The sequence below is a fragment of the Streptomyces sp. NRRL F-5650 genome, from assembly GCF_000721365.1.
Taxonomy (GTDB): Bacteria; Actinomycetota; Actinomycetes; order Streptomycetales; family Streptomycetaceae; genus Streptomyces; species Streptomyces ardesiacus.
The window spans coordinates 158,225-169,777 of the sequence record NZ_JOGV01000016.1 but is presented as its reverse complement, the minus strand read 5'-3'; the positions used below and the strand labels follow the sequence as shown (position 1 = coordinate 169,777).

The 11,553-nt window shown below is 70.5% G+C and carries 11 protein-coding genes, 1 tRNA gene and 1 pseudogene; 10 read left to right on the top strand and 3 right to left on the bottom strand.

Annotated features, from left to right (window positions below; translation table 11 throughout):
• Positions 1 to 52: 52 nt before the first annotated feature.
• Positions 53 to 877 carry a GNAT family N-acetyltransferase gene (locus IG88_RS0117150; protein ID WP_031041387.1) on the top strand — a complete coding sequence of 275 codons (825 nt, stop codon included), beginning with the start codon at positions 53 to 55 and terminating at the stop codon, positions 875 to 877.
• A gap of 16 nt (positions 878 to 893) precedes the next feature.
• Here the strand turns inward: IG88_RS0117150 and IG88_RS0117145 are convergent, their stop codons facing one another.
• The gene (locus IG88_RS0117145) at positions 894 to 1,418 is read right to left on the bottom strand and encodes a DsbA family protein (protein WP_031041384.1); all 525 of its coding nucleotides are present in this window, start codon (positions 1,416 to 1,418) and stop codon (positions 894 to 896) included.
• A 202-nt stretch (positions 1,419 to 1,620) separates the two neighbouring features.
• Here IG88_RS0117145 and IG88_RS0117140 point away from each other — a divergent pair, with 202 nt between their 5' ends.
• Positions 1,621 to 2,073 (top strand): hypothetical protein, encoded by a 453-nt coding sequence (locus tag IG88_RS0117140; RefSeq protein ID WP_031041379.1) that lies wholly within the window; start codon positions 1,621 to 1,623, stop codon positions 2,071 to 2,073.
• Positions 2,074 to 2,248: 175 nt separating this feature from the next.
• Positions 2,249 to 2,428: a hypothetical protein gene (locus IG88_RS0117135; protein ID WP_030399110.1), complete on the top strand. Its 180-nt coding sequence runs from the start codon at positions 2,249 to 2,251 to the stop codon at positions 2,426 to 2,428.
• Between the two features lie 85 nt (positions 2,429 to 2,513).
• Here the strand turns inward: IG88_RS0117135 and IG88_RS0117130 are convergent.
• A pseudogene (locus IG88_RS0117130) lies at positions 2,514 to 2,957 on the bottom strand (CGNR zinc finger domain-containing protein); the annotation flags it as partial.
• 322 nt (positions 2,958 to 3,279) lie between these two features.
• Positions 3,280 to 3,693: an SsgA family sporulation/cell division regulator gene (locus IG88_RS0117125; RefSeq protein WP_004002642.1), complete on the bottom strand. Its 414-nt coding sequence runs from the start codon at positions 3,691 to 3,693 to the stop codon at positions 3,280 to 3,282.
• A gap of 191 nt (positions 3,694 to 3,884) precedes the next feature.
• Between IG88_RS0117125 and IG88_RS0117120 the strand changes: the two genes are divergently transcribed.
• The 7 genes from IG88_RS0117120 to IG88_RS0117090 all read left to right on the top strand — a co-directional run bounded on the left by IG88_RS0117120 (position 3,885) and on the right by IG88_RS0117090 (position 11,537).
• Positions 3,885 to 4,349: a TIGR02611 family protein gene (locus IG88_RS0117120; protein WP_031041373.1), complete on the top strand. Its 465-nt coding sequence runs from the start codon at positions 3,885 to 3,887 to the stop codon at positions 4,347 to 4,349.
• A 78-nt stretch (positions 4,350 to 4,427) separates the two neighbouring features.
• A tRNA-Val gene (locus IG88_RS0117115) sits at positions 4,428 to 4,499 on the top strand.
• Between the two features lie 351 nt (positions 4,500 to 4,850).
• The gene (locus IG88_RS0117110; RefSeq protein WP_031041370.1) at positions 4,851 to 6,140 is read left to right on the top strand and encodes an ABC transporter substrate-binding protein; all 1,290 of its coding nucleotides are present in this window, start codon (positions 4,851 to 4,853) and stop codon (positions 6,138 to 6,140) included.
• Between the two features lie 29 nt (positions 6,141 to 6,169).
• The gene (locus IG88_RS0117105) at positions 6,170 to 7,138 is read left to right on the top strand and encodes a carbohydrate ABC transporter permease (RefSeq protein ID WP_031041368.1); all 969 of its coding nucleotides are present in this window, start codon (positions 6,170 to 6,172) and stop codon (positions 7,136 to 7,138) included.
• Positions 7,135 to 8,049: a carbohydrate ABC transporter permease gene (locus tag IG88_RS0117100; protein ID WP_031041365.1), complete on the top strand. Its 915-nt coding sequence runs from the start codon at positions 7,135 to 7,137 to the stop codon at positions 8,047 to 8,049. Before IG88_RS0117105 ends, IG88_RS0117100 begins: the two co-directional genes overlap by 4 nt.
• An 11-nt stretch (positions 8,050 to 8,060) precedes the next feature.
• Positions 8,061 to 8,660 carry a hypothetical protein gene (locus IG88_RS0117095; RefSeq protein WP_031041360.1) on the top strand — a complete coding sequence of 200 codons (600 nt, stop codon included), beginning with the start codon at positions 8,061 to 8,063 and terminating at the stop codon, positions 8,658 to 8,660.
• Between the two features lie 141 nt (positions 8,661 to 8,801).
• Positions 8,802 to 11,537: a hypothetical protein gene (locus IG88_RS0117090; protein ID WP_031041357.1), complete on the top strand. Its 2,736-nt coding sequence runs from the start codon at positions 8,802 to 8,804 to the stop codon at positions 11,535 to 11,537.
• The last annotated feature ends 16 nt before the right edge of the window (positions 11,538 to 11,553 follow it).

The window sequence follows — 11,553 nt, the reverse complement described above, 5'->3', positions numbered from 1 at the left end:
AGTCGCCGATATTCGGCTGCCGTTCTTGTCCGCGGTGGGTAGAACTGCCGTGATGACAACGACTCTGCGGCCGACCGAGCCGCTCCAGCGCGCCGCCGACGGGACCCGTTCGCGCCACTACCGGGTGTGCGTGAACAGCCGCCCCGTCGGCGAGCTGCACCTCGGTACCTCACGCGACCTCGGCGACACGGTGGCCGTGATCCACAAGCTGCGCGTCGACGGGCCGGACCGCCGGCGCGGCCGCGGCACGGTGGCCGCGCTCGCCGCCGAGGAGGTGGCGCGCGGCTGGGGCTGCCGCGTGATGGAGGCGGCCGTCGACGGTGACGCCGAGGCGGGCACACGCCTCGCGGCCTCGCTCGGTTACGTCCTGCGCAACCGCACCATGACCAAGCCGCTCGGCGACACCCCGCCCGGCCTGCCCGCGGGCAGCCGGGCCCGGTCCATGACGCCGGAGGAGTTCACCGGCTGGCAGGCGTACGAGAAGGAGCACTACGCCCGGACCTGGATGGAGCGGGGCGTGCCCGAGGCCGACGCGCACGCCAAGTCCCGCCGCGATCACGAGGTGTTGCTCCCTCAGGGGATGGACACCGAGAACATGCTGTTCAGCGTGTTGGAACACGAGGGGGAGCGGGTCGGGACCCTGTGGCTGGCGCTGCGCGAGGACCGGGCCTTCGTCTTCGACGTCGAGGCCGACGCGGCCCACCGGGGCCGGGGACACGGCCGCACCCTGATGCTGCTGGCCGAGGCCCGGGCGATCGCCGCCGGCCGCCCGCTCATCGGCCTCAACGTCTTCGCGGGCAACACCCCGGCCGAGCGGCTCTACGAGTCGCTCGGCTACCGGACGACGCGGTTCAGCTACAGCAAACCGCTGCTGTGACGGGGGCGGCCGGCCCTCAGCCCCGCTGCTCCGCGAGCAGCCGGTCGGCGATCTCCTCGACGCGCTCGCGCAGCCCTTCCTGACTCTTGCCGCCGTCCAGGCGTTCGCCGCCGATCACGTACGTGGGGGTGCCGGTCACGCCGATCGCCTTGCCCTCGGCCTGGTCGGCGTCGACGATCAGGATGTGCCGGCCGTCGACGAGCGCCGTGTCGAACTCCTCGGCGTCCAGTCCCAGCTCCCGGGCCACCTCGACCAGCACGGTCTCGCCCTTGCGGTCCAGCTCCGCGACCCGGCCCAGGACGGCTTCGACGTACGGCCAGCCCGTGCCCTGGGCGACGGCTTCCTCGGCGGCCTGCGCGGCGGCGAAGGCGTGCTTGTGCTTCTCCAGCGGGAAGTGCCGCAGCCGCACCTCCAGGCGGTCGCCGTAGCGGGCGCGCAGGGCGCGGAGGTCGTCCAGGGCGGTGCGGCAGTCGGGGCACTGGAGCTCGCACCAGACGTCGAGGACGGGCGCGGCGGGACGGGCGGGGGAGGAGTCGCTCATGGCACCCATCCTCCCAGCCCCCGGCGCGCCGCCCCAACCGGCGTCGTGCGTCACCCACCGGCACCTGCGGAGGAGCCGACCCCGAGCCGACCCCGAGATCTCCCTGATCTCCGGCTTGCGGCATGGCCTCACGGCGGGCGGACGGTGCAGGATGGAAGGGACGAAGTACTCACACCCGATCGAGCCCAGCCTGGAGGACCGGATGATTGCCGAGACCGTCTGCTCCGCGGTGTCCGCGGCGGGCTTGGGCATCGCGGCGGTCACCGCGTACCGCAGGCGTTTCCTCACCGCCGCCCGCATCGCCGCCTACTCGCTGGTCCCGATCGGCCTGGTGATGACCGGCGTCGTCGAGTGGCTCGCGGACACCGCCTTCAGCCCGGTGGCCTGGGCCGGCTTCGGAGTGCTGGGCGTGGCCTGGGTGCTCTTCATGACGACACGTGCCGTGGAGCGCCGCCGCGGCGGCACCCGCAAGGAGCGCAGGGCGGCCCGGGCCGCCGCACAGCGCGACGCGGTGGCGCCGGAGGCCTCCGCGCCCTCGCTCGGCCCGGGTGCCCGTCCGGCCGCCCAGCCGGCGTCCCGGCCCGCCAAGGCATCCCGGGGCGGCGACGACGACTTCAGCGACATCGAGGCCATCCTCAAGAAGCACGGGATATGACCGCCGGCCCGGGGTGGGAGTCCTGGGACTGAAACGACACAGCGGTCGCAGGCCGACAGCGCGCGCTCCGGAATGATCACGATCCGACCCGACCTTGCGACATTCAACGAACACCCGGTCTCAGCGGGCGTGTTGATCGCGCGGACCAGGCCCGTTGCGTCATCATCGCGGCGAGATGCCGGACACCACTCGGCTGGAGCCCCAGCCGGACACGAGACAGAGCGAAACCGCGCGGACGCAGGACGAACCACGCGGCTGCCTCTTCGCCCTATCCCAGCCACCGCTCATGATCTTCCTTGCGGTGATCGGGTGTCTGCTGCTCATGGCTTCGTTGCACGACCTGCTGTTGCTGTGAGCCGTACCCGCGCTCCCCGGCGTCACCCGCCGGGGGCCGCGTCGCCGTCCGCGTCCTCGCCTCCTCGGGGCCGAAGGCGGGAGGGTCAGCCCGCCGCCTCCTTGCGCCGCGCCCGGTAGGCGGCCACGTGCAAGCGGTTTCCGCAGGTGCGGCTGTCGCAGTACCGCCGCGAGCGGTTCCGGGAGAGGTCGACGAAGGCGCGCCGGCAGTCGGGGGCCTCGCAGCGCCGCAGCCGCTCCTGCTCCCCGGCGACCACGAAGAACGCCAGGGCCATCCCGCAGTCCGCGGTGAGGTGGTCCGCGACGGAGGCGCCGGGCGCGAAGTAGTGGATGTGCCAGTCGTAGCCGTCGTGGTCGGTGAGCCGGGGCGTGGTGCCGGCCGCCGCGACCAGGTCGTTGATCAGCCCCGCCGCCGTACGTGCGTCGGGGGCGGCGAAGACCGCCGCGAACCGCCCGCGGACCCGGCGCACCGCCGTGAGGTCGACGTCCGAGAGCACACCGACGTCGCTGATCTCGTGCGTTCCCACGAACTCCCCCGGGGGGGGGGGGGGGGGGGGCCCCCCGCCGATGCTGGCCGATGGTAGTGGCTCGCGCGGCGGGCGAACCGGCCGTGATCCGGTCCCGGTCGTGGATTGCCCCGAAGACTGCCCCTGCAACGGCGGCCGGCCCGCCTTCGTTCCCGGCGCCACCCGCGCGGCGCCACCCGCCCGGCGCCGCCGCGCCACACACGCGGCGGCGGCGCCCCCGCGGAGGACCGCGGCGACGACGCCGGTGTGTGCCGTATGCGGTTGTCCTGGCCCGTGCCGTCACCCCGAGTCGACGGCGACGGGCGGCTTCACGCGGGGCCCCGCCCTAGCTTTCCGCCAGGATGTGCGAGAGCTCCTGATCGAGATCGAAGTGCCGGTGCTCCGTGCCGGGGGGCACGGCGGCGTCTGTGCGCTTCAGGAAGGACTCCAGGGCCCGCGCCGGGGCCTCGAGCAGTGCCTCGCCCTCCGGGGAGCTGAGAGCGATGCACACGACGCCCTGGCCGTGACTGCGCGACGGCCAGACACGGACGTCGCCGGTTCCGGTGGGGCGGTGGAGACCTTCGGCGAGGAGGTCGCGGGCGAACACCCACTCGACGGTCTCCTCGGCTCCGGTGTGGAAGGTGGCGTGCACGGCGTAGGGGTCGGCCGTGTCGTACCGCAGGCCTGCGGGGACAGGCAGGGAGGACTCGCTCGACACAACGAGGCGCAGGTGCAGCTCGCAGCTGACCGTGGTGTTCATAAGCGCCAGGGCCTTTCGCTCAGTGTGCGCTCGGGGATTCGCACGTCGGCGAAATCGACATGCCACCTACGGTGCCGTTGTAAACCCCTCTGCGTGTTTTGCGTGCCTTTACGTAACTCTTCCGGCCGAGAGATCGTTCGGGTCGTACGCCCATTCCGGTGACAGCTTTCGCTCCGGTAGTGTTTGGCCGTATGAACACGGGGAGTGACAAGCCCGGCGAGGCGGCCGTGACGGCAGACCGTGCGGGGACGGACGAGGTCACGGCCGGGGCCACGGACGAGCGGGCGCTCGGCTCCAGAGCGCCGGAATTCGTCAAGGCGCGCCGTGCGCTGCACCTGAGCTGGCAGGTCGGCGTCTTCGTCGTCGGCCTCGCGGTCGTGGTGACCGGCATCATCATGCTGCCGCTGCCCGGGCCGGGCTGGGTCGTGATCTTCGGCGGCATGGCGATCTGGGCGACCGAGTTCGTCTGGGCCCAGTTGGTGCTGCGCTGGACCAAGCGCAAGGTCACCGAGGCGGCGCAGCGCGCCCTCGATCCGAAGGTGCGGCGCCGCAACATCATCCTGACCTCGGTCGGCGTGGTGATCATCGCCGTGCTGGCCGGGATCTACCTGTGGAAGTTCGGCCTCGAGATGCCCTGGAAGATCAAGGACCAGTGATCGTCCGCGGGGGTGCGCGGTCGCGGCCCCCGTTGGTCACGGGCGCCTGTGACATGGGGTAATGTTCTTCCTGCGTCCGGGCGATTAGCTCAGTGGGAGAGCGCTTCGTTCACACCGAAGAGGTCACTGGTTCGAACCCAGTATCGCCCACCGGATCAGCAGGCGGCCCCGTTCACGATCGTGAGCGGGGCCGCCTTCGTGTGCGGTGTCCGCGGGTGCGCGGCCTTCCCGGTCCGCCCGCCTTCACCCAACCGTGACCTTCCGCGGCGGCGCCCCCGACGGCCCTCCGCGTGTTCGGCCCGTCGGTCACACCGCGCCGACCTGTGGGTTTTCCACGGTGACCGACCACCGCTTCCCGGGGGGTGACAACTCCGTCCCGGCCGCTGTCCGTCAATTCCTGTCGGAATCATTGACGCGCCCCCGACCCCTCCGTACCTTGTGCCAGCAAGCGCTTACTTGAAACGATTCATGAGGCGAACGCGACGTTGCGGGGAGGCTCGTATGCAGCAGGGCGGGAATGTGGAGAGGCGCACGATTCTCAAGGCGGCGGGGGCCTCACTGGCCGTCGCGGGACTGGGGGCCACGGCCACCGCGTGCGGCGGCGGCAGCGGCTCGGGGGACGGGACGGTGACGATCCGTTACTCCTGGTGGGGCGCCGAGGACCGGGCGGAACGCATCAACAAGACCATCGCGCTCTTCGAGAAGAAGTACCCGAAGATCAAGGTCAAGACCGACTTCCAGCCGTACACCGACTTCTGGAAGAAGTTCAACACCCAGGCCTCCGGAGGCAATCCACCGGATGTCTTCCAGAATGCCATTGGATTCCTGCGCAAATACGACGCCAAGAATGTGCTGCTCGACCTGAGCGGACAGGTCGAGGCGGGAAACCTGTCCATGGACGGATTCCGCGCGGGTCTTGAGAAGTTCGGCGAGGTCGACGGCAAACTCCTCGGTGTGCCCGTCGGTTCCAACTCGATGGCCCTGGTCATCGACAAGCCCGTCTACACCCGGGCCGGCGTCAAGCCCGAACAGGGCTGGACGTGGGACGACTTCGACGAGGCGATGACGAAGGTCCGGGACAAGACCGGCCGGGCCGGCGACAGCGGCATGTACGGCGTCATGTACCTCTACGACCTGTACCTGCGTCAGAACGGCAAAGCATTCTTCACCGAGGACGGACTCGGCTTCACCGAGGCCGACCTGACCGCCTGGTGGACCAAGGCCGAGAAGCAGGTGAAGTCCGGCCTGTTCGCCGACGCCAAGAAGGTCGCCCAGATCAAGCCCAAGTCCGCGCTCTCCGCCGAACTCGCCGGCAGCGAGTTCACCTGGGACAACTTCACCGTCCGCTACACCTCCGAGGGCAAGAGCGAGTACGGGCTCGCGCCGATCCCCACCACCGACGGCAAGCGGACCGCCCAGTACCTCGGCTCGCTCATGCTCAGCGCCTCCAAGCGCACCCAGCACCCCAAGGAAGTCGCCCAGTTCATCGACTTCATGGTCCACGACCCCGAGGTCGCCAAGATCATGGGCTACGACCGCGGCGTCCCCACGACCCAGACCCAGTACGACGCGTACAAGCCGACCGACCCGGTCAACCAGGCCATCGCCGCCTACGAGGAGTCGCTCGTCGAGGCCGGTGTCCTGGAGAAGATCACTCCGCACCCGAACGGTGCCGACATCTGCGAGGCGGCCTTCCTGCGCATCGCGGAGGAGATGGCGCTCGGCTCGCGGTCCGTCGAGGAGGCCGTCAAGCAGTTCTTCACCGAGTCGAAGACGGCTCTCGCCGGCTGAGGAGAAGCGCCGTGACACACGCCCCCGCGATGGAGGGCCCGACGGTCTCCGGGCCGCGGCCCGACCCGGTGAAGCCCCCGCACCCCGCCGGACCGAAGCGGCGGGGCCGCCGGGAGAACCTGGCCGGATACCTCTTCATGTCCCCCTGGATCGCCGGATTCCTGCTGCTGACGGCGGGACCGATGGTCGCTTCCCTGTACTTCGCCTTCACCGACTACAACCTGTTCGACGCCCCGCGGTGGATCGGCCTGGACAACTTCTCCGAGATGTTCGGCGACCCGCGCTGGCGGCACTCGGTCCGCGTCACCCTGTGGTACGTCGTGCTCGGCACGCCGGTGAAGCTGCTCGCGGCGCTCGGCGTAGCCCTGCTGCTCGCCCAGAAGCGGCGCGGGCAGGCCTTCTACCGGGCCGCCTTCTACGCCCCGTCGCTGATCGGCGCGAGCGTGTCCGTCGCCATCGTCTGGAAGGCCATCTTCTCGGACGACGCGGTCGTCGACCGCACCCAGCGGCTCTTCGGGATCGACGCCGGCGGCTGGACCGGCGACCCGGAGCTGATCATCTACAGCCTGGTGGCGCTCACCGTATGGCAGTTCGGCGCCCCGATGGTCATCTTCCTGGCCGGTCTCAAGCAGGTGCCGCGCGAGCTGTACGAGGCGGCCGACGTCGACGGCGCGGGCAAGCTGCGCCAGTTCTGGAACATCACCCTGCCGATGATCTCCCCGGTCCTCTTCTTCAACGTCCTGCTGGAGACCATCCACTCCTTCCAGATCTTCAGCTCCGCCTACATCGTCGGCGGCGGTGCCGGCGGCAACGCCTGCGGCCCGGCCGACGGCACGATGGTCTACACCTGCTACCTGTACGTCCAGGGCTTCGAGAACAGCCGCATGGGCCTGGCCTCCGCCATGGCGTGGATGCTGCTGGTCGCCGTCGCCCTGGTCACCGCGGTGCTGTTCTGGTCCCAGAAGCGCTGGGTGCACTACGAGGAGGGCGGCCGATGAGCGCGCAGGCCACCGACATCACACCACCGGCCACCGACGCCCCGCCGCCCCGGTCCGGCCGGGCGGCCGCGCTCCGGCGCGGGCTGCCCGGGTCGCTCGCCTGGCACCTCGGGTCACTGGCGATCCTCGCCGTGATCCTCTACCCGGTGCTCTGGGTCGTCGGCGGCTCCTTCAAGGAGAGCGGCGACATCGTCGGCAGCCTGGACCTCTTCCCGGGCGACCCGATCACGGACAACTACACGAGCCTGGCCGACGGCATCGCGGACATCCCGATCTCCACCTTCTTCGTCAACTCGCTCTTCCTCGCCGTCGGTTCCGTCATCGGCATCGTCGTGTCCTGCTCGCTGACCGCGTACGCCTTCGCGAAGATCAGGTTCGCCGGCCGCAACCTGCTGTTCACCCTGATGATCGGCACGCTGCTGCTGCCCTACCACGTGCTGCTGATCCCGCAGTACGTGCTCTTCCGCAACCTGGACATGGTCAACACGTACACCCCGCTCCTGCTGGGGAAGTACCTGGCCACCGAGGCGTTCTTCGTCTTCCTGATGGTGCAGTTCATGCGCAACCTGCCCAGGGAACTGGACGAGGCGGCCCGCCTGGACGGCTGCGGGCACTTCCGAATCTACTGGTCGATCGTGCTCCCGCTGTGCCGGCCGGCGCTGATCACCAGCGCGATCTTCACCTTCATCAACTCCTGGAACGACTTCATGGGCCCGCTGATCTACCTCAACGAGCCCAGCAAGTACACGATCTCCCTCGGCCTGAAGATGTTCGTGGACCAGGAGGGCCTGGCGAACTACGGCGGCATGATCGCCATGTCGCTCGTCGCCCTGCTGCCGGTCCTCGCCTTCTTCCTGGCCTTCCAGCGCTACCTGATCGACGGCATGGCGACGTCCGGCCTGAAGGGCTGAGGTGGAGTGCGATGAGCGAAGCGCGTGCCAAGGCCCGTACGGAACCGGGGGAGTCCCGGTTCGCCCAGGGCTTCGCCCTGTTCGCCGAGTGCCTGCTCACCGGCGTGTGGATCGCCGTGGCGGCGCTGCCGCTGGTCACCTACCCCGCCGCGTTCGCGGCCGGCGCGCGGCACCTCGGGCGCCGGCTGGCCCACGAGAGCGGCGGCTGGCGGAAGTTCGTCGCCGACTTCCGGGCGGCGGTGCGCCGCGGATGGCTCGTCGGGGTGGCCGGCTGGGTGGCCCTGACGGTGGTCTGGATCGACGTACGGGCCGTACGGGACGGTCTGCCCGGCGGACCGCTGGTCGGTGCCGTCGGCGTCCTCGCCCTCATCGGCGCGGCCGTCGCCGGACTGCGCGCGGCGGCTGTCTGGCGCCCCGGTGCCTCCTGGCGGTCGCTGCTCGCCCGGGCGGGCCGGCGCACCGTCCTGGACCCCGCCGGTTCCTTCCTGCTCGTCGGCGGGCTGGCCGTCGTGGTCTGCTCCGCCTGGTTCAGCGCCCCGCTGGCCGTCGCCGCCCTGGGCGCCGTCGCCGCGGCGGCCGTGGCGGTGGAGGAACGCCACCGGCGCCGCTGACGAGGTCACTTCTCCCCGGGGGCGGTTCCGTGCCGGACCGGCCGCCGCCCCCTTCCCGCCGGTGCCGGTGCCCGGCGCCGTACCTCGGTCTGTCATGCCCTTGACATGTCTTGCACAGTCGCACGGAAAGGAACGGCCATCATGTCCCCCATCCCCCGCAGGTCCCTCCTCAAGGCGGCCGCCGTCGCCGGCGCCGCCGCCCAGTTCAGCTTCGCCCTGGGCACCAGGAGCGCCCAGGCCGCCCCCGCCGCCCCGGCCGCCGACGACAGCCCCGTCACCCTGGCCTGGCTGGAAGACGGAGGTCTCGGCGCCGCCCCCGGCTCGACCGTCGGCGTCCCCTGGCCCCGGGGCACCTTCCAGGAGGACCAGTCCTTCGCCGTCACCGACGCGGACGGCAAGGCCGTACCCGTACAGTCCTGGCCGCTCGCGTACTGGCCCGACGGCTCCCTCAAGTGGACCGCCCACGCCGTCGGTTCCGGAAACGGAAAGCTCACCCTCGCCCCCGGCGCGCCCGCCGCCCCCGCCAAGAAGGTCACCGTCGCCCGGCACGGCGGCACCATCGACATATCGACCGGCGTCATCACCGCGCGGATCGGCACCTCCGGATCGGCACTGATCAAATCCGTCACCCGCGGCTCCACCGAGATCGCCAAGAACGGCCGCCTGGTCCTGCTGCGCCAGCCCGAGATCGAGGACGGCGACCAGGGAACCGTGAAGTACGAGCGCTTCGACGGCGCCGTCGACGCGGTGAAGGTCGAACAGGACGGCCCGGTCCGCGCCGTCGTCCGCATCGACGGCAAGCACCGCAAGGGCAACCGCGGCTGGCTCCCCTTCTCCATCCGCCTCTACTTCTACGCGGGCGCCGACTCCTTCCGCATGGTGCACACCCTCACCTTCGACGGGAAACAGGAACCCGGAAAGGCCGGCGGCGACTTCGTCCGCGGCCTCGGCGTCCGCTTCACCGTCCCGATGCGCGACGCCGCCCACGACCGCCACATCCGCATCGGCGGAGAGGGCACCGGCCTGCTCCGCGAAGCCGTCAAGGGCATCACCGGCCTGCGCCGCGACCCCGGAGCCGCCGTCCAGGCCGCGCAGTTCGCCGGCGAGAAACTGCCCGACCCCGCCACCTGGGACCAACGGGTCACCACCCGCCTCCAGTACATCCCCGAATGGGGCGACTACACCCTCTCCCAGCTCTCCGCCGACGGCTTCACCGTGCGCAAGCGCACCAAGAAGGGCCACGGCTGGATCGGCGCGGGCGGCGGACGGCGCGCCTCCGGCTTCGGCTACGTCGGAGGCGCGAGCGGCGGCCTCTCCTTCGGCCTGCGCGACTTCTGGGAGAAGTACCCCGCCCAGCTCGACATCCGCGACGCCCAGACCGACGCGGCCGAAGTCACCCTCTGGCTCTGGTCGCCCGAGGCCCAGCCCATGGACCTGCGCTTCTACCACGACGGCATGGGCCAGGACACCTTCCCCGAGCAGGTCGAGGGCCTCAACATCACCTACGAGGACTACGAACCGGGCTTCGGCACCCCCTACGGCATCTCCCGCACCTCCGAACTCCTCTTCTGGGCCAACGCCGCCACCCCGAGCGCCGAGAAGCTCGCCGAACAGGTCGAGGCGGTGCGCGTCCTGCCGCAACTGGCGGCCCCGCCGAAGCAGCTCATCAAGGCCGGGGTCTTCGGCCCCGGCCTCTACTCCGAGCCCGACCGCTCCACCCCCGCCAAGTCCAGGATCGAGGACCACCTCGACTTCCTCTTCACCTACTACAAGGACCAGGTGGAACAGCGCCGCTGGTACGGCTTCTGGGACTACGGCGACATCATGCACACCTACGACGCCGCCCGGCACACCTGGCGCTACGACATCGGCGGCTACGCCTGGGACAACTCCGAACTCTCCCCGGACCTCTGGCTCTGGTACGCCTACCTGCGCTCCGGCCGCGCCGACATCTTCCGCTTCGCCGAGGCCATGACCCGGCACACCGGCGAGGTCGACGTCTACCACCTCGGCGAATGGGCCGGCCTCGGCACCCGGCACGGCGTCCAGCACTACGCCGACAGCGCCAAGCAGCAACGCATCGCCAACACCACCTACCGGCGCTTCTACTACTTCCTCACCGCCGACGAACGCGTCGGCGACCTCATGCGCGCCAACGTCGACTCCGACGAGACCTTCCTCGCCCTCGACCCCCTGCGCAAGATCCGCACCGAGCCCTACACCCCCGACCGCAACGCCCTGTCCATCGGCTTCGGCACCGACTGGAGCGGACTGGTCTCGGCCTGGCTCACCGAGTGGGAACGCAAGGGCCCCCAGTGGAAGAAGGCCCGCGACCGCGTCCTGTCCACCATGGAGACCATCGCCGCCCAGCCCAACGGCTTCGTCCAGGGCAGCGGCCTGTACGACCTGGACACCGGCAGGTTCGCCGTCGCCGACACCCCGAAGGTCGAGGTCTCCCACCTGTCCGCCGTCTTCGGCCTCAACGAACTGTGCGCCGAACTCATCGACCTCGTCGACATGCCGGAGTTCGAGGAGGCGTACTACGACTACTGCCGGTACTTCAACGCGAGCAAGACGGAACAGGCCGAACGCTACGGCAGCAACTTCGGCAGCCTCATCCTCTTCCAGGGCCACTCGCGCCTCGACGCCTACGCGGCCGTACGCACCGGCGACGACAGGCTCGCCACGCGCGCGTGGCAGAAGTTCTACGACTCCGACGGCTACAAGGAGTCCGCCCCCTGGACGACGGAGAAACTGACCGGCCCCGCAGCCCTGGTCCCCGGCAGCGAGGCGAGCTGGGTCTCCACCAACGACACCGCCCTCTACGGACTCGCCGCCATCGAGAACCTCGCACTCCTGGGCGACAGAATGCCGTAGCGGCCCCCGCCGGGCG